Origin of the sequence: Micromonospora sp. NPDC005087 (genome assembly GCF_042872965.1) — a bacterium.
GTDB lineage: Bacteria > Actinomycetota > Actinomycetes > Mycobacteriales > Micromonosporaceae > Micromonospora.
Genome location: NZ_JBIALB010000002.1, coordinates 155,365 through 181,523 on the forward strand (window position 1 = coordinate 155,365; position 26,159 = coordinate 181,523).

Sequence of the window (26,159 nt, forward strand, 5' to 3'; positions counted from 1 at the left end):
GGCCCGGGGGGTCAGCCGCGGGTTGAGAGGGCGGTGGAGAGTCGGCCGAGGAACGCCCGGATGTTCTCCTCGCTGTGGTGCGTCTCGGCCTGGTCGTTGAGGGGGCCCGAGTAGCGCAGCGCCTGATCGAGCGCGTCCAGCGTCTCGGCCCGGTCACCCGGGTAGAGCCCGCCGACCACGCCGTCGGCGACCCGCGTCACCACGGTGTCGTCGAGCGCCCGGTCGAACTGGATCCCGTAGAGGATCCCGTTGACGTGGCCCTTCCAACTGTCCGTACCCATGATTGTGAACTCCCCTAGAAGATCTGTCTGCCGTCCCAGCCCATGATCGGGACGTCACTGAGGCCGTTGCGCTTGAACTCGGCATCGAGGTTGCCCATGTGGCTCACGTCGGGCTGGTAGTGACCGCTGCGCGCCGTCGCGTGCTGGACCATACCGTCCTTGACGACCAGCTCGCCCGCCGCCGCGACCGGTTGCCCGTTACCCAGCGTCGAGTGGTGGAAGTCGCCCACCTTCTGGTAGTTGGACGCGTAGAGGTTGCCGTTCCGGTCCATCACGAAGATCGCCTGGCCGTTGCCGCTGAACACGGTCTGGGCGCTCGAGGTGTCGAACGGCTCGCCGTTCTTCGCGCTGCGCAGGACGCCGTTGCTGTCGAAGAACACCCGGTGCTGTTCGAGTTCCTCCGGACTGAGTCGGCGCACCGCCGTCGGGAAGTGCCCTCCCGGCAGGTGCTCGTTCCGGTACTTGTCGAGCATCGGCTTGGTGTTGTGGTAACGGGGCGTGGTGTGCGGGCCGGGCACCGGGGTTCGTCCCGGGCCGCCGCGCTTCGGGCCCTTGCGCGCGAAACGGCGCAGCAGCGTCTTCGCCCGCTTCAGCAACCGCGGAATGATCTCCTTGACGACCCGTTCGATGACCTCCTTGATGATCCGTTGGATCGCCATCCGGGCCAGGCCGATCGAGACGGGGATCTGAGCCAGCGAGGCGCCGAGGGTGGGCGCGGCCGCCGCCAGCGCGATCGCCACCTGCACGACGAGGATCGTCAGCTGGACGATGACGAGGATCTTCTGCGTCAAAGTGATGATGGCCATCACCAGCAACGCCATGCCGATCAGCTCGGCCGCCTGCGCGCCGTCCTCCATCCGGCGCGGCGCGCCCTCCTCGCCCTGCCATGCCTGCTCGAACGCCCGGACGTCGTCCCCGATGTTGGTCGCCCCGACCTTCGCAGCGCCCGCCTCCGCCTCCCCGACCGCCGTACGCAGTCGGCCGGCGAACGCGAACCACAGCTGCGACGCCTCGAACAGCAGCTCCTCGTCGGCGGTCGGCCAGGTGAAGCCGACCCAGCCCAGAGCCTCGACGAGCTCAGGAGGTAGCTGCATACCCACCGGGCAGCTCCATCCTCGTGAAGAGTTCCGCGTTGGCGATGTCGGTCGCCTCGTGCGCGTCGGCGCCGAGGTCGAGGTTCGCGGCGGCCTCCAGCAACTGGTCAGCCATCGACCGGTACACGGTGCGGGCGGCATTGTGCAGGATCGCGCGCAGCCGGTCGTACTCGTCGCGCGGCACCGCCGGCCGTTCGTTGACCACCAGCCCGGCGAGGAGCTGCCGGTCGGCCCGGCCACGGACCCGGGTCTTGCCCGGGTGCACCCGGAAGCCCTCGTTTCGGGTCACCTCGGTCACCGCGGCGAGCAGGTCGGCGACCCGCCGGGGCGGCAGCTCGCCGGAGAAGGCGAGGTCGTTGGCGTACCGCTGGTAGTCGAGGTCGAAGGCGGCGGCCAGCCCGGTCAACCGGCGATCGAGCCGGAACGCACAGAGATTGGCCAGCGCAGGCGAGGTGGGCGCGCCCTGCGGCAGGTGCCCGCCGCGCAGCACGCTCAGCCGCCACGGCCGTTCGGGCAGGTCGGCCGGCGCGGCACGGAGCACCGCCGGTGGAGTTCGGGTGGTGCAGATCGCGGCGAGCGTATGTGCAACCGGCTCCGGATAGCCGGCGGTCCGGAGAAACCCGTACACCCGTCGGGCCGGCACGCTGCTGAAGAACGCGGCCAGGTCGACGCGGACCACCACCGCCCGCCCAGCGTGCGCCGTGGCGAAGGTGTGCGCCGAACGGCCGGGCACGAACCCGTGCGCCGCCGGATGCACCGGCAGCGGGCCCAGCACCTCGGCGAGCAGCCGCCGGTGCAGCGCGCGCAACCGTGGCTTCGGCGCCTCGATCAACCGGCCGCCGGCGGCCCAGCGATACCGGTAGTGGCGCAGACGCTGATTGTCGGCGCGACGGTTCATCGCCCGGCGGTCGGCGTACCAGTCGAGCTGCTCCGGAGCCAGGTCGAGCAGCCGGGCCAGGTCGGCCAGGTCGTCCAGGACCGGGGTCGACCAGGGCCGGCGGACCGTGCGGGTCGGCGTCACCGGCCGGGCGCGGACCGCGACGGGTCGGCCGCGCTGCCGCGCCGCGCCGACCACCTCGCCCAGCAGCGCCAGGTTGGCCAGGAAGGCGGCCAGCTCCCGGGGCCGGTCACGCGGGGCCCGGGGGTACGCGGCGAGCGCGGCGTCCGCGACCGGCCACAGCCAACGGCGGCGTACGCTCAGCACCCGCCCGCCGGACGCGACCAGGTCGCCGCGCTGCCAGCGGTCGGCCGCCAGGAACGCGTCGGCGAGCGCGACGGCCAGCGAGCCGACTGTCGTCACGGCCGGCCCGGGGTGGATGACAGCGTGCCCCGACGAATCCCGGTCGTACGGGTGCACAGGCTCGCGGAGCGTGCCGACGCACCTGTGGTGTGGTGCCCAGGTGGATGTGACGCCCCCGGGGTTGCCCCGGAGAGACTCCGACCGCGTCCCCGGTGGGGGCGCGGCCAGGTCAGCTCGGGGCACGCTGCCATCCGGGCAGCGTATCCCCGGTCGCCCGGTGCCAGGCGGGTCCGTGGCCGGCCCGCCGCGCGGGTCACGGCCAGTCGGCGAGGATCGTGTCGACGGGTAGGACGTCGTGCTCCGGGTCCGGTGCCGGGGCAGGCTGGCCGGTCGGTGTCCGGTCGAAGCGGGGTGCCGGGGCCGGCTGGATCTCGCCACCGACCTCGACGAAGGTGCCCCGGGCGGCGTTGTGCGGATGCCGGTGCGCCTCGCGGGGGGCGAGCACCGGCGCGACGCACGCGTCCAGGTCGGCGAAGACCGCCGTCCACTCGTTCCGGGTCCGCTCGGCGAACCGCTCGGTGAACCGCCGGCGCAGCTCGTCCCAGCCGCTCGGGTCGTACTGGGCGGGCAGGTCCGGCTCGTCGGCGAGGCCGAGGCCGGTCAGCAGCTCGGCGTAGAAGGCCGGTTCCATCGCGCCGACGGCCATGAAGCCGTCGTCGGCGGTGCGGTACGTGTCGTAGAACGGTGCCCCGCCGTCGAACATGTTGCGCCCACGCGGTGCGGCCCACAAGCCGGTGCCGAGCAACCCGTGCAGGAACGCGGTGAGCAGTGCGGAACCGTCCACCATCGCCGCGTCGACCACCTGGCCCGAGCCGGAGCGTTCCCGTTCCAGCAGCGCGGCCAGCACGCCCACGGCGAGCAGCATGCCGCCTCCACCGAAGTCGCCGAGCAGGTTCATCGGGGCGTACGGACGCTCGCCGGCCCGACCCAGTGGCTCCAGCGCCCCGGCCACCGCGATGTAGTCGATGTCGTGTCCGGCTCGGGGCGCCAGCGGGCCGTCCTGACCCCAGCCGGTCATCCGCGCGTACACGAGCCGGGAGTTGCGGGCCCGGCAGGTCTCCGGCCCGAAGCCCAGCCGCTCGGCCACCCCCGGCCGGTACGCCTCGACCAGCACGTCGGCCCGATCCACCAGGCGCAGCAGGTCCGCCACTCCGGCCGGAGACTTCAGATCGAGCGTGGTCACCCGCCGGCCGCGTTGCAGCGGCCCGCCGGTCGGCGCCGCCAGCCGTCCTGCGGCCGGGCCGCCCGGCCGATCCACCCGCACCACGTCCGCGCCGAGGTCGGCGAGCACCATGCAGCCGAACGGCGCCGGAGCGAGGCTGGCCAGCTCGACAACCCGTACCCCGGCCAGCGGCCCACCGCGCCCCGGCCCGTCCGGCCTGCCGCCCGCCGGCACGTCGGTGGCCGTCACGTTGCGCTCACCGCTTCGGTGGGGCGGGTGGCCGAGGAGGCGAGCCGGTCGACCAGGTCGGCGGGGGGCGCGAACCGGCCGCCGTAGCGGTCGGCCAGCTCGTTGGCACGGGCCGCGAAGCCCGCGGGGCCACCCGCGTACTGCCGGACGTAGCGGATCACCCCGCCGGTCCAGGCCGGGAAGCCGATGCCGAGGATCGAGCCGATGTTGGCGTCGGTCTCGGTCCGCAGCACCCCCTCGTCCAGGCAGCGCAGCGCGTCGAGCGCCTCGGCGAAGAGCATCCGCTCCTGGAGGTCGGTGAACGGCACCGCCCGGCCCGCGTCGGTGGTCAGCTCGGCGAGACCGCTCCACAACCGGCCCCGCGTGCCGTCGGCGTACCCGTAGAAGCCGCGCCCGGCGGCGCGCCCCGGCCGGTCGTACGCGTCCACCAGTTCGTCCACCAGCCGGTGCGCCGGCAGCGGTAGGAAGCCTTCGCCGGCCGCCTCGAACTGCCGGCGGATCCGCTGGATCAGGGTGAGGCTCACCTCGTCGGCAATCGCCAGCGGCCCGGTCGGGTAGCCGGCCTGCAGGGCGGCCTGCTCCACCGAGGCGGCCGGCACCCCCTCGGCGATCATGCCGACCGCCTCGTCGATGAACCGGCCGATGACCCGGCTGGTGAAGAAGCCCCGGCCGTCGTTGACCACGATCGGGGTCTTGCCGATCCGCCGGCCCAGGTCGAACGCCCGGGCCAGCGCCGCGTCGCCGGTCCGCTCGCCGACGACGATCTCCAGCAGTGGCATCCGATCCACGGGCGAGAAGAAGTGCATGCCGATGAAGTCGGCCGGGCGGTCCACCCCGGCGGCCAGTCCGGTGATCGGCAGGGTGGAGGTGTTGGAGGCGAGCAGGGCGTCCGGCGCCAGCACCGGCAGCACCTCGGCGAAGACCGACCGTTTCAGCTTCGGGTCCTCGAAGACCGCCTCGATCACCGCGTCGCAGCCGGTCAGCGCGTCCACCCGGTCGGTGGTGGTGATCCGGTCCAGCACGGCTCGGGCGTCCGCCTCGGTCGCGCGGCCCTTGCGGACCTTCCGCGCCAGCAGCCTCTCGGCGTGCTCCCGGGCGCGGCCCGCGGCCTCCGGCGAGACGTCCTTCACCACCACGTCGAGGCCGGCGCTGGCGCAGGCGTACGCGATGCCAGCGCCCATCATGCCGGTGCCCAGCACCGCGACCCGGCGCACGGGTGCGGCGTCCACTCCGGACGGTCGGGCCGCGCCGCCGTTGACCGCCTTCAGGTCGAAGAAGAACGCGCCGATCATGTTCTTGGCGACCTGCCCGGTGAGCAGCCCGATCAGGTGCCGGGTCTCCACGGTGAACGCGGTCTCCAGGTCGACCTGGGCGCCCTCGACGGCGGTGGCCAGGATCGCCTCCGGCGCGGGCAGCCGGGCCCCCTTGAGCTGCTTGCGCAGGGTGGCCGGGAAGGCCGGCAGTTGCGCGGCCAGCGACCGGCTGGCCGGGGTCCCCCCGGGCATCCGGTAGTCCGGACGGTCCCACGGCTGGCTCGGCCGGGGGTTGGCGGCGATCCAGGCCCGCGCCCGGTCCAGCAGCTCCGCCGGGGTGGACACCACCTCGTCGACCAGGCCGACAGCCAGGGCGTCGGTCGGGCGCATCCGCCGGCCGGTGAGCAGCACCGTGGTCAGCGCCCCGGCCAGGCCGAGCATCCGCACCGTCCGGGTGACGCCGCCGGCGCCGGGCAGCAGGCCCAGGGTCACCTCGGGCAACCCGAGCCGGCTGCCGGGCGCGTCCAGCGCGACCCGGTGGTGGCAGGCGAGCGCGATCTCCAGGCCGCCGCCGAGCGCCGAGCCGTTGACGGCCGCGACCACCGGCCGGCCCAGCGTCTCCAGCCGGCGCAGGTCCCGCTTGATGGTGCCGAGCAGTTCGGCCAGCGCGGGCGCGTCGGCGCGCGTCGCCCGGACCATCTCCGGCAGGTCACCGCCGGCGAAGAAGGTGGACTTCGCGCTGGTCACGATGACCCCGGTCAGCTCGTCCCGCTCGGCCTCCAGCCGGTCCAGCACCGCGCTCATCGACGCGGCGTACGCCCGGTTCATCGTGTTGGCGGACTGGTCGGGATCGTCCAGGGTGAGCGTGACGATGCCGTCCGCGCCGCGGTCGTACCGGATGGTGTCGGTCATGGTCGTCCTCCGGGTCAGCAGCGCTCGATGACGGTGGCGACGCCCATGCCGCCGCCGATGCAGAGGGTCACCACGGCGCGGCGCAGGTCGCGGCGCTCCAACTCGTCCAACGCGGTGCCGAGCAGCATCGCTCCGGTCGCGCCGAGTGGGTGGCCGAGTGCGATCGCGCCGCCGTTGACGTTCACCCGGTCCGGGTCCAGGCCCAGGTCGCGGACGTACTTGAGCACCACCGCCGCGAACGCCTCGTTGATCTCGAACAGGTCGATGTCGGCGACGGTCAGCCCGGCGGCGGCGAGCGCCTTGTGGGTGGCCGGGATCGGGCCGGTCAGCATCAGCGTCGGGTCGGCGCCGCTGACCGCCGCGCCGACGATGCGGGCGCGCGGGGTGAGGCCGAGGTCCCGGCCGACCTCCGCCGAGCCGATCAGGGCCAGCGCCGCGCCGTCCACGATGCCGGAGGAGTTGCCGGCGTGGTGGACGTGCTCGATCGCCTCCAGCCAGTGGAACTTCTGCAACGCGACCGCGTCGAAGCCGGCCGCCTCGCCCATGGTGGCGAAGGACGGGGTGAGCCGGGCCAGCGCCTCCCGGGTGGTCTCCGGGCGGGGGTGCTCGTCCACGGTGAGGATGTCCAGCCCGTTGCCGTCGCGGACCGGCACCACCGAGCGGGCGAAGTGGCCACCTGCCCACGCCTTGGCGGCCCGCTCCTGCGAACGCAGCGCGTAGCCGTCCACGTCGTCGCGGGTGAAGCCCTCCAGGGTGGCGATCAGGTCGGCGCTGACGCCCTGCGGCACGAACGAGGTGGCCAGCGCGGTCTGCGGGTCGGTGGCCCAGGCCGCGCCGTCGGAGCCCATCGGCACCCGGGACATCGACTCGACCCCGCCGGCGAGCAGCAGATGCTCCCAGCCGGAGCGGATCCGCGCCGCGGCGGAGTTGACCGCCTCCAGCCCGGAGGCACAGAACCGGTTGAGCTGCACCCCGCCGACCTGGTCGGGCAGCCCGGCCAGGAGCGCCGCGGCCCGGGCGAGATCGCCGCCCTGCTCGCCGATCGGGGTGACGATGCCGAGCAGCAGGTCCTCCAGCCGGTCGACGTCCAGGCCGGGGTTGCGCTCGCGCAGCGCGTCGATCAGGCCGACCACCAGGGAGATCGGCTTGACCCCGTGCAGCGCGCCGGTGTCCCGGCCGCGTCCGCGCGGGGTGCGGACCGCGTCATAGACGTACGCCTCAGAGGGCACGGGCGATCAACTCCTTCATGATCTCGTTGGTGCCGCCGTAGATCTTCTGAACGCGGGCGTCGGCGTACATCCGGGCGATCGGGTATTCCGTGGTGTAGCCGTAGCCGCCGAAGAGTTGCAGGCACCGGTCGATGACCTCGCACTGGCCGTCGGTCAGCCAGAACTTCGCCATCGCGGCCGTGGCCACGTCCAACTCGCCGCGGGTGTGCCGGACGATGCAGTCGTCCAGGAAGACCCGGCTGACCCGGGTGCGGGTGGCGCACTCGGCGAGCACCATCCGGGTGTTCTGATGGCCCATCAGCGGCTTGCCGAAGGCGGCCCGCTCCTTCGTGTACGCGACGGTCAGCTCAATCGCACGCTCCATCGCGGCGACCGCGCCGACGCCGATCACCAGTCGCTCCTGCGGGAGCTGCTGCATGAGCTGGATGAAGCCCAGCCCTTCGGCGCCGCCGAGCAGGTTGGCCGCCGGCACCCGGAACTCGTCGAAGAACAGCTCGGCGGTGTCGTTGGCGTGCAGCCCGATCTTGGAGAGCAGCCGACCCCGGCGGAAGCCCGCCGGGTCGCCACCGACCTCGCAGACCAGTAGCGAGACACCGGCGGCCCGCTGCTCGGGGTCGGTCTTCACGGCCACGATGATCAGGTCGGCCAGGCCGCCGTTGGTGATGAACGTCTTCGCCCCGGTGACCAGGTAGTCGTCGCCGTCGCGGACGGCCCGGGTACGCATCGCCTGGAGGTCGGAGCCGCCGTCCGGCTCGGTCATCGCGATCGCGCCGATCAGGTCGCCGCGGCACAGGCCGGGCAGCCAGCGCCGCTTCTGCTCCTCGCTGCCGTACGCCGCCAGGTAGCCGGTGACGATCCCACTGTGGACGGCCAGCCCGAGGCTGTTCTCCCCGGTGTACGCCTGCTCGTGCAGCATGACCGCCTCGTGGGTGAAGCCGCCGCCCCCGCCGCCGTACTCCTCCGGGACGGACAGGCCGAGCAGCCCCAGCTCGCCGGCGCGCCGGTAGTGCTCGCGGTCCGGATGGCCCTGCGCCAGCAGGCGTTCGGCGTGCGGCAGCACCTCCTTGGTGAAGAAGGTGCGGGCGAGATCGGCCAGGTCGTCGTGCTCCGCCTCACGCCAGGGTGAGGAGGAACCGTCGGATGTGAGCGTCGGCATGTGCAACACCCTCGCGCCCTGTTGGCGGCATGTCAATAACTCTCGATCATCGGGCGGACGCCGCGACTGCCGATGGCTCGACGAGGGTCGGCGGCGGGCGGTTGCGGCACTACTCAGCGCCCCCATGTCCCGTGACCCAACGTGACGAGTCCCTGAGCTGGGCGCTCCCACCCTGCACCCTTTGCTCTGCTTCAACGGGCGCAACAGTTACCGTGCGCTCATTCTGGCAATCGCGCGGTCGCACGGCGACCGGGGCGTACCTGCTGCTCACAGCCTGTGTTGCGTGGAGTGAAGCAGAGCAAAGGGAAGATGGAGGCCAGGGGCTCCCGGCGCAGAGGCGACCCACCGTGAGGACGCCGGTCCACTGACTCTGCGTGTGGAGGGCGTGGCCCCACCTGTGCCCTCCGCGTGAGCCCGAACCTAGGCCGGAACAGTGAGCCGCCGATAGGGTCGGGCAGATGAGTGTCGAGACGGCTCCGCGCCGCCGCCGGTTGGAGCCGGACGCCCGGCGCGGGCAGATCCTGGCCTGCGCGGTCCGGCTGTTCGGTGAGCGCGCGTACCCGGATGTGTCGACCACCGACATCGCCCGGGAGGCCGGTGTCGCGCGCGGCCTGGTCAACCACTACTTCGGCACGAAGAAAGAGCTCTACCTGGAGGTCGTCCGGGTCATGGTGACCATCCCCGAGGTGGCCCTGGAGCGGCTGCCCAAGGGGGACCTGACGTCCCGGGTCGACGCCAGCGTCTCCTGGTTCCTCGACGTGGTCTCCCGGCACAGCACCTCCTGGCTGGCCGCCGTGACCGCCCGGGGGATGGGCGGCGACGCCGACGTGGAGCGGGTGCTCGCCGAGGCCGAGGAGGTCGCCGCGGACCGGATCCTGGTCGCGGTCGGCCTGGCCCACGAGGCGGAGCACCGCGAGGAGTTGCGCGGGATGGTTCGGGCCTACGGCGGGCTGGCTACCTCGACCGCGCGGGAATGGCTCCAGCGCGGCGCGCTGACCCGAGCCCAGGTGCACGTGCTGCTCACCATCACGCTGCTGACCATCGTCGAGCAGGTCATCCCGGAGGTCATCGTGGGTGGCAGCGGCCAGGCCGGCGCGAGCTGACCGGCCCGCGCCTCCGGCGCTCAGGCTGCGCGACGGTCACCGGCCTGACCAGCTCGTTTGGCCGGGGTGGCGTGGCGGTCGGCGGCCTGCGCCGGGTAGGACTCCGAGCGGACCACCCGCAGCGGCCGGTCGACCTCGTCCGCCCGGAACCGCCAATGTGACGGCGCCGGCTGCCGCTGCGGCGCGGGGCCTCCGGGTCGCAGTCCGGGCCGGGACAGCAGCACGGTGATCAGGTAACCGCCCACCAGGAAACCGTGGCTGACCAGCCGCTGCGCACCCACCGTGCCGGTGGCCAGGTCGTTGACCGAGAGCAGCAGCAGCGTGCCGACGAACGCGCTGAGCATCGGCACCAGGCCGGCCGGTGGGCTCCGGCGTACCGCCACGAAGAGGAAGCCGGCGCCCACCGCCACGTTCCAGGCGGCCGACTCGTGCCACAGGTGCTGGCCGGTCGGGTGCAGGTGGTCGGCGGCCGCACCACGGCCCACCTGGGCCAGGCCGAGCACCAGCTGCACCGCGCCGAGCAGCCCGAGCGCCGCCCGCAGCCCGGCGACCAGCCGGCCGCGCCAGGCCGCGCCGGGTCGCCACCGCGACCGCCACCGCGACCGTCGCGCCGGTGGCACCGCGACGGCCAGGATCGCGTCGGTCCGGTCGGGCGCTTGGGTGACCAGACGGGTACGGACCCGACGGGTCAACGCCGCCGCAGCCGTCAACCAGACCCGGCACTCGGCGCACCCGTCGAGGTGCCGCTGTGCCGCCGACCGTTCCGCGGCGGTCTCCTCGCCGTCCAACTGCGCCGACAGGACCTCCCGCCACTGCTCACACCCCATGTACGGGTAGTCGGTCCGGCCCCCGCTCCAGTTCCCGGGCACCCTGGCTGCCTGTGGAATACTCGCCGGACCATGACGCGCTACGGCCTGCTGATCCTGCCCTCGACCAACCGGGTGTACGCCCGCTCCGCCATCGACCTCACCCGGGCCGAGCTGGAGATCTTCGGCCGGTCGGCGCTCGATGGCCGGATCGGCGACGTGGACACGACGACGGTCGGCGGGGCCACGTACCTCACCTTCGCCGGCGACGGGTTGACCGAGCGCGACCTGGCCATGCTGGGCAACCTCTCCGCGGGGTACGCGCTGTTCGAGGTCGTCGGCGAGCTGCTGCGCCCGATCGAGTGGAGCCGGCTGGACCGCTACGACGACGACCTGATCACCATCCAGAAGTACGCGGGCAAGACCAACGAGCAGTTCACCAAGCTGCTGCTCAACGTCACCCTGCTCGCCTCGGACTGGGCCGGTGAGCTGACCACCCGGCGGTTCCGGGTGCTCGACCCGCTCTGCGGTCGCGGCACCACCCTCAACCAGGCGCTGATGTACGGCTTCGACGCCGCCGGGGTGGAGCGCGATCAGAAGGACGTCGAGGCCTACCGGGCGTTCATCACCACCTGGCTGAAGCAGAAGCGGATCAAGCATCGGGTGCTGGAGTCCGGGCCGGTGCGACGGGAGCGCAAGGTCGTCGGTCGCCGGGTGCGGATCGAGCTGGCGCCCACCCGCGAGGAGCACAAGGCCGGCCAGCTCCACCTGCTGGACGTGGTCAACGCCGACACCACCAGGGCCGCCGAGTTCTTCCGGCCGGAGACCTTCGACCTTGTCGTGGCGGACGCACCGTACGGCGTCCAGCACGGCAGCCGTACCGCCGAGCACGGGTTGACCCGGGACCCGCTGGCGTTGCTCGCGGACGCCGCGCCGGTCTGGGCCCGGTTGCTGCGCCCCGGCGGGGCGCTCGGCATCTCCTGGAACACCCACGTCGCAGGCCGGGACGACGCGGCGGCGGCGCTGGCCGCCGCCGGCCTGACTGTGGTCGACGCGGAGCCCTACCTGGCGCTGCGGCACCGGGTGGACCAGTCGATCATGCGCGACGTGCTGGTGGCCCGCCGGCCGGCCTGACCCGGCGCGCGCCTCCTCTCCTCTCCTTCCGCCCGCGCACGGGCGCTGCCGCACCCCGCCGTACCTGAGCGATTCGTGCCGCATTTCACCTGTTGAGGGTGCGGTTGTGAAAACCGCGTCAAGAAAAAGTCCACCGCCGTCATGGTCGCGTTATGGCCCCTGTCGTCGGGGAGGTGGTGGGGCTTTGATTGCCCGGCGCGACCGGGAGGCGGTCGCGACGAACCTTTCCGGTATGAGGAGTCAGCGTGTCTGACGTGGTGTTCGTGGTCCTGACGGTGGCGCTGTTCGCAGTGCTCGCCCTGGTCGTGCGGGCGGTGGAAAAGCTGTGAGTGCCGTCAACGCCGTGGGCCTGGTGCTCGCGATCGTCCTGGGCGCGTTCCTGGTGTTCGCCCTGTTGTTCCCGGAGCGCTTCTGATGACGATGACCACAGCAGGCGTCATCTTCGTGTTGGCGCTGGTGGCGGCCCTGGTCGCCGTCTACAAGCCGTTCGGCGACTACATGTTCCGGGCGGTCTCCGGCACCCGGCAGTCCCGGGTCGAGCGGGGGATCTTCCGCCTGGTCGGGGTCAACCCGGCCGCCGAGCAGACCTGGGGTGTGTACGCCCGCAGCGTGCTGGCGTTCTCCGCGGTCTCGATCCTGTTCCTTTACCTGTTCCAGCGGGTGCAGAACCACCTGTGGCTGTCGCTGGGTTTCGACCCGGTGGTGCCGCACGGCGCCTGGAACACTGCCGTCTCGTTCGTGACCAACACCAACTGGCAGTCGTACTCGGGTGAGTCGACGATGGGTCACCTGGTGCAGATGGCCGGCCTGGCGGTGCAGAACTTCGTCTCGGCGGCGGTCGGCATCGCGGTCGCGGTGGCGTTGGTACGGGGCTTCGCCCGCAGCCGCACCGGGCAGCTCGGCAACTTCTGGGTCGACCTGACCCGGATCACGCTGCGGATCCTGCTGCCGGTCGCGGTGCTCGGCGCCATCCTCCTGATGATCGGCGGAGCGGTGCAGAACCTCTCCGCCGGCACCGACGTGAGCACCCTGACCGGCGGCACCCAGACCATCACGGGTGGTCCGGTCGCCAGCCAGGAGGTGATCAAGGAGCTGGGCACCAACGGTGGCGGCTTCTACAACGTCAACAGCGCCCACCCGTTCGAGAACCCCACCTCGTGGACGAACTGGCTGGAGATCTTCCTGATCCTCCTGATCCCGTTCAGCCTGCCCCGGGTCTTCGGCCGGATGGTCGGACAGAACCGCCAGGGCTACGCCATCGCCGCGGTGATGGGCATCCTCGCGCTCGCCTCCGTGGCCATCACCAACGTCTTCGAGCTGGCCGGCCACGGCACGGTGCCGCAGGCGGTCGGCGCGGCGCTGGAGGGCAAGGAGGTGCGGTTCGACGTGTCGAACTCGGCCACCTTCGCCGCCGCCACCACGCTGACCTCGACCGGTGCGGTGAACTCGTTCCACGACTCGTACACCTCGCTCGGCGGCATGATGCCGATGGTCAACATGATGCTCGGCGAGGTCGCCCCGGGAGGCACCGGTTCCGGTCTCTACGGCCTGCTCATCCTCGCGGTGATCACCGTCTTCGTGGCCGGCCTGATGGTGGGCCGCACCCCGGCGTACCTGGGCAAGAAGATCGGCTCGCGGGAGATCAAGTTCGCCTCGCTCTACTTCCTGATCACGCCGATCCTGGTGCTGGTCGGTACGGCGGCCGCGTTCGCCACCGGCAACAACTCCACCGCGCTCAACGTCGGCCCGCACGCCCTCTCCGAGGTGCTGTACGCGTTCACCTCGGCCAGCAACAACAACGGCTCCGCGTTCGGCGGCATCACCGTCAACACCACCTGGTGGGACACCGCGCTCGGGTTGTGCATGCTGCTGGGCCGGTTCCTACCACTCATCTTCGTGCTCGCGTTGGCCGGCTCGCTGGCCCGCCAGGCACCCACCCCCGCGTCCGAGGGCACCCTGCCGACCCACCGACCGCTGTTCATCGGGATGGTCGTCGGCGTCACCGTGGTCCTCGTCGCGCTGACCTTCCTTCCCGCACTCGCGCTCGGCCCGCTGGCTGAGGGGCTGTGACCATCATGAGGAACGAGGACATGTCCGTCACCCCTGTGAAATCGGGGACCGGCGAGCAACCGACGCCCGGCACCCCGGCGACCCAGGGCAACCGGGTCGGTGGGGGTCTGCTCGACCCCCAGCAGCTGATCCGGTCCCTGCCGGACGCTGTGCGCAAACTCAACCCGGGCACGCTGTGGCGCAACCCGGTGATGCTGATCGTCGAGGTCGGCGCGGCCTTCACCACCGTCCTGGCGGTGACCGACCCGTCGGTGTTCGCCTGGGCGATCACCATCTGGCTCTGGCTGACCGTGCTCTTCGCCAACCTGGCCGAGGCGGTTGCCGAGGGCCGGGGCAAGGCCCAGGCCGCCACGCTGCGGCAGGCCAAGCGGGACACCATCGCCACCCGGCTGATCAACTGGACGCCGGGCGCCCGGGCGAACGCCTACTCCGACGAGGCGGTGCCCGCGCCGGAACTGCGCCAGGGCGACATCGTGCTGGTCGATGCGGGCGGGATCATCCCCGGTGACGGCGACATCGTCGAGGGCATCGCCAGCGTCGACGAGTCGGCAATCACCGGCGAGTCGGCCCCGGTCATCCGGGAGTCCGGCGGGGACCGCAGCGCGGTCACCGGCGGCACCAGGGTGCTCTCCGACCGGATCGTCGTGAAAATCACCCAGAAGCCGGGGGAGAGCTTCATCGACCGGATGATCGCCCTGGTCGAGGGGGCCAACCGGCAGAAGACGCCGAACGAGATCGCGCTGAACATCCTGCTCGCCGCGCTCACGATCATCTTCCTGCTGGCCGTGGTCACCCTTCAGCCGTTGGCCATCTTCTCCAAGGCGTACCAGGCGGCCGCGCCGGACAGCGGCGCGATCACCGACTCCGGTGTCACCGGGGTGGTGCTGATCTCGCTGCTCGTCTGCCTGATCCCCACCACCATCGGCGCCCTGCTCTCCGCCATCGGCATCGCCGGCATGGACCGACTGGTGCAGCGCAACGTGCTGGCCATGAGCGGCCGGGCCGTCGAGGCGGCCGGCGACGTCAACACCCTGCTGCTGGACAAGACCGGCACGATCACGCTGGGCAACCGGCAGGCCGCCGAGTTCGTACCGGTCGAGGGGGTGACGGCCGCAACGCTGGCCGACGCCGCGCAACTGTCCAGCCTGGCCGACGAGACCCCCGAGGGCCGTTCGGTGGTGGTGCTGGCGAAGAACGAGTTCGGGCTGCGCGAGCGCGAGCCCGGCGTGATGCCGCACGCCACCTTCGTACCGTTCACCGCCCAGACCCGGATGAGCGGCGTCGACCTGACGCCGGACGCCAGCGTGGACGGCGGCGCGGTCGGGACGGCGCGTCGGGTCCGCAAGGGCGCCGCCGCCGCGGTGATGAAGTGGGTCCGGGAGAACGGCGGGCACCCGACCGAGCAGGTCGGCGAGATCGTGGACGCGATCAGCGGCACCGGCGGCACTCCGCTGGTCGTCGCCGAGCAGGTCGACGGCGAGCCCGCCCGCGCGCTGGGCGTCATCCACCTCAAGGACGTCGTCAAGTCCGGTATGCGGGAGCGTTTCGACGAGATGCGTCGGATGGGCATCCGGACCGTGATGATCACCGGCGACAACCCGCGCACCGCGAAGGCGATCGCCGACGAGGCCGGGGTGGACGACTTCCTGGCCGAGGCGACGCCCGAGGACAAGCTCGCGCTGATCAAGCGGGAGCAGGAGGGTGGCCGGCTGGTCGCGATGACCGGTGACGGCACCAACGACGCGCCGGCGCTCGCCCAGGCCGACGTCGGGGTGGCGATGAACACCGGCACGTCGGCCGCCAAGGAGGCCGGCAACATGGTCGACCTCGACTCCGACCCGACCAAGCTGATCGAGATCGTGGAGATCGGCAAGCAGTTGCTGATCACCCGGGGCGCGCTGACCACGTTCAGCATCGCCAACGACATCGCGAAGTACTTCGCGATCATCCCGGCCATGTTCGCCGGCCTCTACCCGAGCCTGGACGCGCTGAACATCATGCGGCTGTCCAGCCCGGAGTCGGCGATCCTGTCCGCGGTCATCTTCAACGCCCTGGTGATCATCGCGCTGATCCCGCTCGCCCTGCGTGGCGTGCGGTACCGGCCGGCCGCCGCGTCGAAGCTGCTCAGCCGCAACCTGTTGCTGTACGGACTGGGCGGCATCATCGTGCCGTTCATCGGGATCAAGCTCATCGACCTGCTCATCCAGTTCATCCCGGGGATTTCGTGATGCGCCTACCCACCTGGCTCGCCCAACACCTCGCCGCCCTGCGCGCCCTGCTCGTCTTCACGGTGCTGCTCGGGCTGGTCTACCCGCTGGCTCTGGTCGCGGTCGGCCAGTTGCCCGGCCTCAACCACAAGGCCGACGGGTCGCTCATCGACGCCGGAGGCAAGACGGTCGGCAGCTCGCTGATCGGCCAGTCCTTCACCGACGGCGACGGCAACCCCGTCCCGCGGTACTTCCAGTCCCGCCCGTCGGCCGCTGGCGACGGCTACGACCCGACCGCCACCTCGGCCAGCAACCTGGGCCCGGAGAGCGTGGTCGACACCATCGCCACCGACCCGGAGGAGTCCAGCGAGAGCCTGCTCACCCAGGTCTGCGGGCGCAGCAAGGAGGTCGGCGAGCTCAACGGCGTCGACGGCGGGCGCCCGTTCTGCACCGCCGAAGGGGTGGGCGCGGTGCTCGCCGTCTTCCGTGCCGACGGTCTGACCGGCCCGGTCATCCGGGTGGTCAGCGTCAACCAGACCGCCCCGGCCACCCCGTTCGTCCCCTCGTACCAGGGGGTGCAGGTGGAGCTGGCCCAGCCCGGCGAGGACTACGTGGCCGCCGGTGGGGTGGTCACCCCGATCCGTGGCGACGCTTCCGCCGACCCGGCGGTGCCCGCCGACGCGGTCACCGCCAGCGCCAGCGGCCTCGACCCGCAGATCAGCCCGGCGTACGCCGAGCTGCAGGTGAACCGGGTCGCGCGTGAGCGCGGCGCGGACCCGGAGGCGGTCCGCCGGCTGGTGGCTGAGCACACCACCCGGCGGGCGCTCGGCTTCATGGGCGAACCGGGCGTCAACGTGCTGGAGCTCAACATCGCGCTCGACAAGCAGTTCCCCGCTCGCTGACCGCGTTGGGAAGGGCCCCTTCTTATCGCCAGGCGTTAAGAAGGGGCCCTTCCTTCTGATCGGAGAGGATGGTTTCGTGCCACGCGGAGAACTGCGCATCTATCTCGGAGCCGCCCCCGGCGTCGGCAAGACGTACGCGATGTTGGAGGAGGCCCAGCGGCGGGCCGCGCGCGGCACCGACGTGGTGATCGGCTTCGTGGAGACCCACGGCCGCCAGCGCACCGCGGCCATGCTCGGCGACCTGGAGCAGGTGCCCCGCCGCACGATGAACTACCGGGGCGCCGAGTTCACCGAGATGGACCTGGACGCGGTGCTGGCCCGCCGGCCGGAGATCGCGGTGGTCGACGAGCTGGCGCACACCAACGTGCCCGGCTCCCGGCACGACAAGCGCTGGCAGGACGTCCAGGAGCTGCTCGACGCGGGGATCGACGTGCTCTCCACGGTCAACGTGCAGCACCTGGAGTCGGTCAACGACGTCGTCGCCCAGATCACCGGCACCGTTCAGCGGGAGACCCTGCCGGATGAGATCGTCCGCGCCGCCGAGCAGGTCGAGCTGGTCGACATGACCCCCGAGGCGCTGCGCCGGCGGATGGCGCACGGCAACATCTACCGCCCCGACAAGATCGACGCCGCGCTGGGCAACTACTTCCGGGTCGGCAACCTCACCGCGCTGCGCGAGCTGGCGCTGCTCTGGCTGGCCGACAAGGTCGACGAGCAGCTCGACCGGTACCGCAGTCAGCAGGGCATCGAAACCACCTGGGAGGCCCGGGAACGCGTGGTGGTGGCGCTGACCGGCGGCCCGGAGGGCGAGACGCTGATCCGGCGGGCCGCCCGGGTCGCCGCCCGCAGCAAGGGCGCCGACCTGCTCGCCGTGCACGTGGCCCGCAGCGACGGCCTCGCCGGCGCCGACCCGGCGCAGCTGGCCCGGCAGCGGGTGCTGGTGGAGAGCCTCGGCGGCACCTACCACCAGGTACTCGGCACCGACGTGCCGGCCGCGCTGCTGGACTTCGCCCGCGGCGTGAACGCCACCCAGCTGGTGCTCGGCGCCAGCCGCCGGGGCCGCTTCGCGCAGCTGTTCGCCAGGGGCGTCGGCGTGACCACCACCGCGCTCTCCGGCTCGATCGACGTGCACCTGGTCACCCACACCGAGGCCGGCAGGGGACGCCGGGCGGGGGCCGTGCCGGCGGCGCTGTCCCGGCGCCGCCGGTTGCTCGGCTTCGCCCTGGCCGTGCTCGGCGTGCCGCTGCTCACCCTGCTGCTGAGGTCGCTGCCCGACCTGACTCTGACCAACGACATCCTGCTCTTCCTGGTGGCCGTGGTGGCGGTCGCCCTGGTCGGCGGGCTGTGGCCGGCCCTGGTCGCCGCGCTCGGCGGCTCGCTGCTGCTCAACTGGTTCTTCACCCCGCCGTACCGCACGCTGACCATCGCCGAGGCGGACAACCTGCTCGCCCTGGCCGTCTTCGTCGGCGTGGCGCTGGCGGTGAGCTGGATCGTCGACGTGGCGGCGCGGCGGACCCGCGAGGCGGCGCGGGCGGCCGCCGACGCGCAGACCCTCGCCGCCGTCGCCGGTGGTGTGCTGCGCGGCGAACGCCCGCTGCCCGCGCTGCTGGATCAGCTTCGGGAGACCTTCGGGCTGCGCGCCGTGAGCGTGCTGGAGCTGGCCGAGGAGGCCGGTGGTCGCCCGGAACGCGCCCGCGAGGAGCGCGCCTGGTGCGTGGTGGCCAGCGTCGGCGAGCGGCCGGCCTGCACGCCGGACGGCGGTGAGACGGCGGTGCCGGTGGACGAGCGGATCACCGTTGTGTTGAGTGGCCGGCGGCTGGAGGCGGCCGACCGGCGGATCGTCGAGGCGTTCGCCGCCCAGGCCGCCGTAGCGCTGCGCCAGGAACGGCTGGCCGAGGAGGCGGCCACCGCCCGGCCGCTGGCCGCGGCGGACCGGATGCGTACCGCGCTGCTCGCCGCGGTGAGCCACGACCTGCGTACGCCGCTGGCGTCGGCGAAGGCGGCCGTGACCAGCCTGCGCAGCCCCGACATCGAGTTCGACGAGCAGGACCGCGCGGAACTGCTGGAGACCGCCGAGGAGTCGCTGGACCGGCTCGCCCGGCTGGTCGGCAACCTGCTGGACATGAGCCGGCTCCAGGCCGGTGTCCTCGGCATCACGGCGAGCGCGATCGGCCTGGAGGACGCCGTACCCCGGGCGCTGGACGAACTCGGCCCACCCGCCGCCGCCGTCGTGACCGACATCCCGGCCGACCTGCCCGCGGCCACCGCCGATCCCGGCCTGCTGGAGCGGGTGCTGGTCAACGTCATCGCGAACGCGCTGCGGTACAGCCCGTCCGGGCAGCCGCCCACCGTGACCGCGAGCGCGCACGCCGGCCAGGTGGAACTGCGGATCATCGACCGTGGGCCGGGCATCCCGGAGGACCAGTGGGAGCACGTCTTCCTGCCGTTCCAGCGCCTCGGTGACCGGGACAACCAGACCGGCGTCGGCCTCGGGCTTGCCCTGTCCCGGGGTCTGGCCGAGGCGATGGGTGGCAGCATCAGCCCCGAGACCACCCCTGGCGGTGGGCTCACCATGGTGCTGCGGCTGCCCGCCGCCGCGCAGACCAGCTCGGAGGGGCCGCAGGAATGACGCGCATCCTGGTCGTCGACGACGAACCGCAGATCCTGCGGGCCCTGCGGATCAACCTGCGCGCCCGCCGGTACGACGTGGACGTCGCCGGCACCGGGGCGGCCGCGCTGAAGTCCGCCGCCAGCCACCCGCCCGACCTGGTGGTGCTCGACCTCGGGCTGCCCGACATCGACGGGGTCGAGGTGATTCGCGGGCTGCGGGGCTGGACCGCCGTACCCATCATCGTGCTCTCCGGGCGGGCCGGCAGCGAGGACAAGGTCGCGGCGCTCGACGCCGGCGCGGACGACTACGTCACCAAGCCGTTCGGGGTGGAGGAGCTGCTGGCCCGCATCCGCGCGGTGACCCGGCGGCTCGGCGCGTCAAGTGAGGCGGTACCCGCGCTGCGGATCGGCCAACACACCGTCGACCTCGCCGACCACTCCGTCCGGCGGGACGACGGCACCGAGGTGAAGCTGACCCCCATCCAGTGGAGTGTGCTGGAGAAGCTGCTGCGCCACCCCGGCAAGCTGGTCAGCCAGCGCCAGCTGCTCCAGGACGTGTGGGGGCCGGAGTACCAGAACGAGACCAACTACCTGCGGCAGTACCTGGCCCAGCTGCGGCGCAAGCTGGAGGACGACCCGGCCCGGCCCCGGCATCTCATCACCGAGCCCGGGATGGGCTACCGCTACCGCCCCTGACCGGCGCCCGATCCGGTGCCGACCGGGACCGGGTCGATCATGTCGCGTGGGCCGACAAGGGTGGCTGGTCCCCGGGCCGGCACGGTCGGAGCTGCCCGATCGCCGATGCTCGGGTCCAGCGGCGGCGCCACCAGCAGCGGGTCGACCTGGATCCGGTCGATGCCGAGCGGACGCAGCATGCCGCGCAGCGCCGACTCGCAGAGCTCCTGCCACGGCTGATCGGCGCCCATCGCGGTGACCAGCAACTCGGACCGGGTGAAGGCGATGCCCACCCGCTGACCCTGCGGTGACCGGCCGGTTCGCACCGTCCGCACCATCCGTCCCGGCAGATCCCGCACCGGAACGGCATAGATTATCGGGGCCTCGTCCATGGTCGGGGCGATCCTTTCCGTTCGTGCCGTCGCTCTGGCGACGGTCATCGGCTGAAACGTTCGAGGTCGCGGGCGAAGCGGCGGATCGTCGCGGCCCGCGCCCAGGCCGGCGCGGGGACCGCGATGACCGGCACGGCGGCCCGTTCCACGCAGTACCGGGTGACGTGCCCGCGCGACCGGCCCAACCGTCCCCGTTCTGGGCTGCCGAGGACGAGCAGGTCGGACTCCCGGTGCGCGTGGTCGACCAGCACCTGCCCGGCGTACCCCTGTGCCGCCACCAGTCGCACGGCCACGTCCCGGGGCATGCCGCCCAGTGCGGTGTCGAAGACGGTCCGCAGGTATGCCAGGGCCGCCCGGTCGCACTCGTCCTGCCAGCGCCAGGTCAGCGTGCCGGGCCGCCACGTCGGGGCGAAGACCCACGCCCGCACCGCGTCCAGCTGAGTGCCGTCGCGGCGGGCCAGCTGCACCGCGCGGCGCAGCGCCTGCATCCCGGCGAACGACCTGTCGACGCCCACCACGATCCGCGGGGCGATGGCTGTGCGGCTCATGCTGCGGGCACCGCCCAGGCCGGAGCGTCGCGTACGACGCGCGGGTCCGCCGGCGTGGCCAGGTCGAGCGCGCGGAGGATGAAATGCGCCACCACGACCTCCACCCCGGCGCGACGTCGCAGGTCGGCCACGGCCCGGTGCAGCACGGTGATGCTGTCGGCGGAGAGCCGCACCACGGCGTCCACGTCGGCCGCGATCCACCACGCGGCGACCACGCACGGCTCGTGCCGCAGGTACTCCACCAGGTGACTGCCGGGCGCGGACGAGCCGAGTCGGACGCTGACCAGCGCCTCGTGCCGACGTTCGGGCTCGTCCGACCCGGTCGTGCGAGGTTCCGCCAGCGGGCCGGGGCGGTCGTCACGTGGTGTGCCGTCCCGGGCCGACGGTGTCTCGGTGCCGGCCGGCAGGTGTCCCCGTTCCCAGCGCCTCATCCGCCAAGGGCTCATGGACCCATCGTCACCAGTCGGCGACGGCGGACCGCCCGTCGATACGCCGTTCTGACGGGCCACCGCCAATCCTTGACGCCCTGTTCACGCCGACTGCCGGTGGGGCGACCTGACCTGACGGGTAGCGTTCCTGACGGACCGACGGTGGGCGTACGAGGAGGACCCGGTGCAGACGACGACGGTGGACATCCCGACCGGCGAAGGGGTGGCGGACGCCTGCCTCACCCGGCCGGACGGGGGCGGCCCGTTCCCGGCGGTGCTGCTCTTCCAGGACGCGTTCGGCCCGCGCCCGCGCCTGGTGGAGATGGCGGAGCGGATCGCCGCCCGGGGCTACCTGGTGCTGACGCCCCACCTGTTCCACCGTGCCGGCCGCGCGCCGCTGTTCGACCTGTCCCGCCTCGGCGAGGCGGACCAGCGCGGCGCGATCTTGGAGAAGATCATGCCGCTGGTCAGGGGGTTGACCGCCGACGTGATCAGCCGGGACACGGCGGCCTACCTCGACTTCCTGGCGGCCCGGGACGACGTGCGGCCCGGCCCCGTGGCGGTCACCGGCTACTGCATGGGCGGCACGAACGCGCTGCGGGCCATCGAGGCGCACCCGGACCGGATCGCCGCGGCGGCGAGCTTCCACGGCGGACGGATCGTCACCGACGCGCCGGACAGCCCCCACCTGGGCGTCGGTTCGATCACCGGCGAGGTGTACTTCGGGCACGCCGACGAGGATCAGTCGATGACGCCCGAGCAGATCGCGACGCTGGAGAAGGCGCTCGACGCGGCCGGCGTCCGGTACCGCTCCGAGGTGTACGCGGGCGCGCACCACGGCTACACCATGGCGGACAGCGCCGCGTACGACGAGCCGGCCACCGAGCGGCACTGGGTGGCCCTGTTCGACCTGCTGGACCGGGCGCTGCCGATCGGCTGACCCGGTCAGCGGAGCAGGAGCACCGGCCCGGCGTCGATCCGGGTGCGGAACAGCGCGTACGGCCGGCGCCGCAGGTCCTGCCCCCGCTGGTACTGCGGTTGCCGATGCAGCTGGTTGGCGGTCACGTAGAGGTACCCGTCGCCGGCCACCGACATGGTGTCCGGCCAGAGCAGTCGAGGGTCGTGGACCACGGTCTCGTACTCGCCGTCCGGCCGCCGGCGCAGCACCGCGTTGTGCTCGTACGAGGTCAGGTAGAGCCGCCCGGCGTCGTCGGTCTCCAGCCCGTCCGACGCGGTGCCCTTGTCACCCTCGTCGACCACGGTCGCCGCGACCGCCTCCTGGGTGACCCCGGGGTCGGCCAGGGCCTCGGTGGACACGCTGTACCAGCGCCGGGACGCCAGTGGGCAGTAGTGCAGCCGGGTGCCGTCGGCCGAGATGGCGATGCCGTCGGCGCCCATGCCCACCGCGTTCGGCGGCCCGTCCGCCGGCCGCTCGAGGAAGGGCCGGCCCTCGACCACCGGGCGGAACGTCGTCAGCGGCTCCGCTTTGGTGGACGGGTGGTCGTGCAGCCGTCGCCAGGAGGCCCCACTGGCCAGGTCCACCACGATGATCCCGTTCGGCCCGGTGCTCGCCGAGTCGGTGATGTACGCGACCCCCGACTCGCCCCGCCGCAGATCGAATCGAACGTCGTTGAGGTACGTCGTGGGCAGCGCCACGTCCGGCGGGAACGTGATCACCTGGGCCACCCGGTCGGTGTCCAGGTCGATCCGGACCATTTTCGGCCCGCCCGGCTTCGTCGGCTGGAACATCGGGCTGCCGGTGTCCAGCACCCAGAGTCGGTCGGCCGGGTCCACCACGATGCTCTGCACCGAGACGAACGCGCCCGCGTCGTCATCCCCCGACGGGTCGTTCCACGGCTGGTCGGGGTAGGGCGCCTCCCGGCCGTCGCGCAGCTCGACGACGGTGGCCGGCACCTCGTCGCCCCACTTGGGGAAGTTGACGAAGATCCGGCCCCGGTGCGAGACGCTCACGCCGGTCGGCATCGGGCCGGTGAAGGTGTGCACCAGCTCCAGCTCGCCGAGCGGCTCGTCGCCGACCGGCCCGTTCATGACGCCCGCCGCGCGGATCTCATCGCCTCGCCCCCTGCCGGTCGGTCGGGCCCACGCCGACCGAGGGTGGTCATTCCCGCCCCGGCGTCCGATATGCCTCCGGTCAGCCGTCGCCCGGCGTGGCGGCGAGCGCGGTGGGCAGGCCGGGGACCGGGACGTCGACCGCGAGCAGCGCGCCGTCCAGTGGTCCGGCCGGCGCGAGCCCGTACCGGGCGGTGCCGATGAAGAGCCGGCGCAGGTCGGGGCCGCCCAGGCAGATGCCGGCCGGCTGGCTCGCCGGGAGTCGGATCTCCCGGTCCAGCGTGCCGTCCGGTCGGTAGCGGCGCACCGCCGAGCCGCCCCACAGCGCGACCCAGAGGTGACCCGCCGCGTCGACCGTCATCCCGTCCGGGCCGCCTTCGGAGGTGGTCAGCCGCAGGAACGGCTCCCGCCCGTGCAGGGCACCGGTGTCCGGGTCGACGCTGAACCGGTCGACTTCGCCGCGCGGCGAGTCGGCCAGGTACATGGTGGTGCCGGCGGCGTCGAAGGCCGGACCGTTCGGCACCGTCAACCCGGTGACGGCCGGCACCGGCGCCGCGCCGGGAGCCAGCCGGTACAGCGTGCCCCCACCGGGCACCCCGGCGTACGTCATGCTGCCCGCCCAGAACCGGCCGTGCGGGTCGGCGACCGCGTCGTTCATCCGGGCCGGCTCGGGCCCGCCGGCGACCAGGTCGGCGACCGGCCGGGGGTCACCGGTGGCGGGCAGCAGCGCGACGCCGGTGCCGGCGGCGGCGAGCCAGGCGCCGGGGCTGCCGGCCACCGGGGCGACCGCGCCCAGTGGGACGTCCAGCCGGCGCAGCTCCCGCAGCGGGCCCGGCCGGTCGCCGTCGGTCTCCAGCAGCCGCCCGGCCAGCAGGTCGACCAGGACCAGGCGGCCGGCCACCCAGCGCAGCCCCTCGCCCAGCTCCAACCGGTCCGTGCTCCACGCGGTCGGTTCGGTCAGCTCCATCTCGCTCCTCCAACGAATCTTCTCCGGCGGTCGGCCGTACCGGCGCTCAACGCACGGTGCCGCCGGGCCCGTGGTCGAGCAGCGCCAGCTCGGCCCGGTCGGGCAGGCCCTCCCAGTCACCCCGGGTGGCCACCGCGAACGCGCCGGTGGTGACCGCCCGGTCCAGCCGGGCCGGTGCGTCGGCCCCGTCCAGCCAGGCGGAGAGCAGCCCGGCCACGAAGGCGTCGCCGGCGCCGACGGTGTCCACCACCGGCACCACGCGGGCGGGGCGGTGCACGGTGCCGAGCGCACTGTGGCTGGTGGCCCCGTCGGCGCCGTGCTTCACCACGACCTCGGTCACGCCGGCCGCCCGGAGCGCCGCGACCGGGTCGGCGGCGTCGGTCAGCACGGCCAGTTCGTCGTCGGAGGCGACCACCAGGTCGATCGAGGGCAGCAGCGGCCGTAGCGCGGCGGCGGCCTCGGCGATGGACCAGAGCCGGTGCCGGTGGTTGACGTCCAGGCAGACGGTGCTGCCCGCCGCGCGGGCGAGCCGCACGGCCGCCACGACGGCCTGGTACGGCTCGGCGCCCAGCGCGCAGGTGATGCCGGTGACGTGCAGCAGCCGGGGCGGTGGCCGGGGCGGGTCGAAGGCGGGGGTGACGTCGGCGGGGCGCAGCCGGGAACCGGCCGACCCGGTGCGGTGGTAGGTGACCCGGTTGATGTCGGCGACCCGGGACTCGAAGAGGATCAGCCCGGTGGGGGCCGTCGGGTCCACCCGGGACCAGGTCAGGTCGACGCCCTCGGCGCGCAGTGTGCGGCGGACCAGCTCGCCGGGCTCGTCGGCGCCGGTGACCCCGACCCAGGCGGCCCGGTGGCCGAGCCGGGCCAGGCCGATGGCCACGGTCGACTCGGACCCGGCGACCGAGATCCCGGCGGTGCCACCCAGCCGCAGGGGGCCGGTGGCGCGGAAGGCCGCCATCGTCTCGCCGAGGGTGAGCAGGTCGGTCACGCTCGGACCGCAGCCAGGAAGACGGCGGCGCGCTCGCGCAGCGCCGCCGGGTCGCCGCCGCGGACGGCGTCGCCGAGCAGCAGGGAGCCGACGCCGACCGCGACGGCCCCCCGGTCGAGGTAGCGCCGCGCGCCGTCGGCGTCAACCCCGCCGACCGGCACGAACGCGATGCCGGGGAACGGGTCGCGCAGCGCGCCGAGGTAGTCGGGCCCGCCCAGCGAGGCCGCCGGGAAGAGCTTGATCGCGGTGGCTCCGCCGCTGCTGGCCTGCACCACCTCGCTGGGGGTGAGCGCGCCGGCCAGCACCGGCAGTCCGAGCCGGCCGCCCTCGGCGAGGCTCGGCGCCAACGCCGGGGTGACCAGGAAGCCGGCGCCGGCGTCGGCCGCCGCGCGGGCGTCCTCGGCGCTAAGCACGGTGCCCGCGCCCAGGGCGAAGTCCGGCCCGAGGGCGGCTCGGGCCCGCCGGATGGTGCCGAGCGCGTCGGCCCCGGTCAGCGAGACCTCGACCAGCGCGACGCCGCTCTCGGCCAGGGTGAGCACCCCCGACAGCGCGGCGGCCGGGTCGGGGCCGCGGACGATGGCCAGCAGTCGGTGGGTACGCAGTTCGTCGAGCAGGTTCATCGC

General features: G+C 73.0%; 24 protein-coding genes. 9 read left to right on the forward strand and 15 right to left on the reverse strand.

Features of this window, described 5'->3' with window-relative positions:
* Positions 1 to 11: 11 nt before the first annotated feature.
* The 7 genes from ACFYPS_RS05695 to ACFYPS_RS05725 form a co-directional block, all read right to left on the reverse strand.
* A complete protein-coding gene (locus tag ACFYPS_RS05695) occupies positions 12 to 281 on the reverse strand; it encodes a hypothetical protein (protein ID WP_354964465.1) in 270 nt (89 codons plus the stop codon).
* Positions 282 to 295: 14 nt separating this feature from the next.
* Positions 296 to 1,381, reverse strand: coding sequence for a hypothetical protein (locus ACFYPS_RS05700; protein WP_387322956.1), 1,086 nt, complete (start codon positions 1,379 to 1,381; stop codon positions 296 to 298).
* Positions 1,359 to 2,675, reverse strand: coding sequence for a reverse transcriptase family protein (locus tag ACFYPS_RS05705; protein ID WP_387322958.1), 1,317 nt, complete (start codon positions 2,673 to 2,675; stop codon positions 1,359 to 1,361). The genes ACFYPS_RS05700 and ACFYPS_RS05705 overlap by 23 nt, the downstream gene beginning before the upstream one ends.
* A 253-nt stretch (positions 2,676 to 2,928) precedes the next feature.
* Positions 2,929 to 4,086: a CaiB/BaiF CoA-transferase family protein gene (locus ACFYPS_RS05710; protein WP_354964470.1), complete on the reverse strand. Its 1,158-nt coding sequence runs from the start codon at positions 4,084 to 4,086 to the stop codon at positions 2,929 to 2,931.
* Positions 4,083 to 6,251, reverse strand: a complete 2,169-nt coding sequence (locus ACFYPS_RS05715; protein ID WP_387322960.1) for a 3-hydroxyacyl-CoA dehydrogenase NAD-binding domain-containing protein — start codon at positions 6,249 to 6,251, stop codon at positions 4,083 to 4,085. The genes ACFYPS_RS05710 and ACFYPS_RS05715 overlap by 4 nt, the downstream gene beginning before the upstream one ends.
* Before the next feature lie 14 nt (positions 6,252 to 6,265).
* Positions 6,266 to 7,480: an acetyl-CoA C-acetyltransferase gene (locus ACFYPS_RS05720; RefSeq protein WP_387322962.1), complete on the reverse strand. Its 1,215-nt coding sequence runs from the start codon at positions 7,478 to 7,480 to the stop codon at positions 6,266 to 6,268.
* Complete coding sequence (locus ACFYPS_RS05725) at positions 7,470 to 8,636, reverse strand: acyl-CoA dehydrogenase family protein (protein ID WP_387322964.1); 1,167 nt, start codon at positions 8,634 to 8,636, stop codon at positions 7,470 to 7,472. The genes ACFYPS_RS05720 and ACFYPS_RS05725 overlap by 11 nt, the downstream gene beginning before the upstream one ends.
* A 458-nt stretch (positions 8,637 to 9,094) precedes the next feature.
* On the opposite strand from ACFYPS_RS05725, the gene ACFYPS_RS05730 reads away from it, so the two are divergent.
* A complete protein-coding gene (locus tag ACFYPS_RS05730) occupies positions 9,095 to 9,739 on the forward strand; it encodes a TetR/AcrR family transcriptional regulator (RefSeq protein ID WP_387322966.1) in 645 nt (214 codons plus the stop codon).
* A gap of 20 nt (positions 9,740 to 9,759) precedes the next feature.
* Here ACFYPS_RS05730 and ACFYPS_RS05735 read toward each other — a convergent pair whose 3' ends face one another.
* Positions 9,760 to 10,566 (reverse strand): zf-HC2 domain-containing protein, encoded by an 807-nt coding sequence (locus ACFYPS_RS05735; protein WP_387323578.1) that lies wholly within the window; start codon positions 10,564 to 10,566, stop codon positions 9,760 to 9,762.
* Positions 10,567 to 10,638: 72 nt separating this feature from the next.
* Here ACFYPS_RS05735 and ACFYPS_RS05740 point away from each other — a divergent pair, with 72 nt between their 5' ends.
* From ACFYPS_RS05740 to ACFYPS_RS05770, 7 genes are all read left to right on the forward strand, one after another.
* Positions 10,639 to 11,679: a TRM11 family SAM-dependent methyltransferase gene (locus ACFYPS_RS05740; RefSeq protein ID WP_387322967.1), complete on the forward strand. Its 1,041-nt coding sequence runs from the start codon at positions 10,639 to 10,641 to the stop codon at positions 11,677 to 11,679.
* Positions 11,680 to 12,004: 325 nt separating this feature from the next.
* A complete protein-coding gene (gene kdpF, locus ACFYPS_RS05745; RefSeq protein WP_089017935.1) occupies positions 12,005 to 12,094 on the forward strand; it encodes a K(+)-transporting ATPase subunit F in 90 nt (29 codons plus the stop codon).
* Positions 12,094 to 13,749, forward strand: a complete 1,656-nt coding sequence (gene kdpA, locus ACFYPS_RS05750; RefSeq protein ID WP_387322970.1) for a potassium-transporting ATPase subunit KdpA — start codon at positions 12,094 to 12,096, stop codon at positions 13,747 to 13,749. Before kdpF ends, kdpA begins: the two co-directional genes overlap by 1 nt.
* Positions 13,750 to 13,769: 20 nt before the next feature.
* Positions 13,770 to 15,977, forward strand: coding sequence for a potassium-transporting ATPase subunit KdpB (gene kdpB / locus ACFYPS_RS05755; protein ID WP_387322972.1), 2,208 nt, complete (start codon positions 13,770 to 13,772; stop codon positions 15,975 to 15,977).
* Positions 15,977 to 16,858, forward strand: coding sequence for a potassium-transporting ATPase subunit C (locus ACFYPS_RS05760; protein ID WP_387322974.1), 882 nt, complete (start codon positions 15,977 to 15,979; stop codon positions 16,856 to 16,858). Before kdpB ends, ACFYPS_RS05760 begins: the two co-directional genes overlap by 1 nt.
* A 76-nt stretch (positions 16,859 to 16,934) precedes the next feature.
* Entirely contained in the window at positions 16,935 to 19,487 is a 2,553-nt protein-coding gene (locus ACFYPS_RS05765) for a DUF4118 domain-containing protein (protein ID WP_387322976.1), read from the forward strand.
* The gene (locus tag ACFYPS_RS05770) at positions 19,484 to 20,164 is read left to right on the forward strand and encodes a response regulator (RefSeq protein ID WP_387322978.1); all 681 of its coding nucleotides are present in this window, start codon (positions 19,484 to 19,486) and stop codon (positions 20,162 to 20,164) included. Before ACFYPS_RS05765 ends, ACFYPS_RS05770 begins: the two co-directional genes overlap by 4 nt.
* Here ACFYPS_RS05770 and ACFYPS_RS05775 read toward each other — a convergent pair.
* Genes ACFYPS_RS05775 through ACFYPS_RS05785 form a run of 3 tightly spaced genes read right to left on the reverse strand, consistent with a single transcriptional unit; the run spans position 20,152 to position 21,529 of the window.
* Positions 20,152 to 20,535, reverse strand: a complete 384-nt coding sequence (locus ACFYPS_RS05775) for an SAV_915 family protein (protein ID WP_387322980.1) — start codon at positions 20,533 to 20,535, stop codon at positions 20,152 to 20,154. The genes ACFYPS_RS05770 and ACFYPS_RS05775 overlap by 13 nt on opposite strands.
* 44 nt (positions 20,536 to 20,579) lie before the next feature.
* Positions 20,580 to 21,083, reverse strand: a complete 504-nt coding sequence (locus ACFYPS_RS05780) for a universal stress protein (protein WP_387322982.1) — start codon at positions 21,081 to 21,083, stop codon at positions 20,580 to 20,582.
* Positions 21,080 to 21,529, reverse strand: a complete 450-nt coding sequence (locus ACFYPS_RS05785) for a hypothetical protein (protein WP_387322984.1) — start codon at positions 21,527 to 21,529, stop codon at positions 21,080 to 21,082. Before ACFYPS_RS05785 ends, ACFYPS_RS05780 begins: the two co-directional genes overlap by 4 nt.
* 166 nt (positions 21,530 to 21,695) lie before the next feature.
* Here ACFYPS_RS05785 and ACFYPS_RS05790 point away from each other — a divergent pair, with 166 nt between their 5' ends.
* Positions 21,696 to 22,451 (forward strand): dienelactone hydrolase family protein, encoded by a 756-nt coding sequence (locus tag ACFYPS_RS05790; RefSeq protein WP_387322986.1) that lies wholly within the window; start codon positions 21,696 to 21,698, stop codon positions 22,449 to 22,451.
* Between the two features lie 5 nt (positions 22,452 to 22,456).
* Here ACFYPS_RS05790 and ACFYPS_RS05795 read toward each other — a convergent pair whose 3' ends face one another.
* The 4 genes from ACFYPS_RS05795 to ACFYPS_RS05810 all read right to left on the reverse strand — a co-directional run bounded on the left by ACFYPS_RS05795 (position 22,457) and on the right by ACFYPS_RS05810 (position 26,156).
* On the reverse strand, positions 22,457 to 23,560 hold the full coding sequence (locus tag ACFYPS_RS05795; protein ID WP_387322988.1) for an L-dopachrome tautomerase-related protein: 1,104 nt from the start codon (positions 23,558 to 23,560) through the stop codon (positions 22,457 to 22,459).
* Between the two features lie 103 nt (positions 23,561 to 23,663).
* Positions 23,664 to 24,548: an SMP-30/gluconolactonase/LRE family protein gene (locus ACFYPS_RS05800; RefSeq protein WP_387322990.1), complete on the reverse strand. Its 885-nt coding sequence runs from the start codon at positions 24,546 to 24,548 to the stop codon at positions 23,664 to 23,666.
* A 46-nt stretch (positions 24,549 to 24,594) separates the two neighbouring features.
* The gene (locus tag ACFYPS_RS05805; protein WP_387322992.1) at positions 24,595 to 25,536 is read right to left on the reverse strand and encodes a sugar kinase; all 942 of its coding nucleotides are present in this window, start codon (positions 25,534 to 25,536) and stop codon (positions 24,595 to 24,597) included.
* On the reverse strand, positions 25,533 to 26,156 hold the full coding sequence (locus tag ACFYPS_RS05810) for a bifunctional 4-hydroxy-2-oxoglutarate aldolase/2-dehydro-3-deoxy-phosphogluconate aldolase (RefSeq protein WP_387322994.1): 624 nt from the start codon (positions 26,154 to 26,156) through the stop codon (positions 25,533 to 25,535). Before ACFYPS_RS05810 ends, ACFYPS_RS05805 begins: the two co-directional genes overlap by 4 nt.
* Between the last annotated feature and the right edge of the window lie 3 nt (positions 26,157 to 26,159).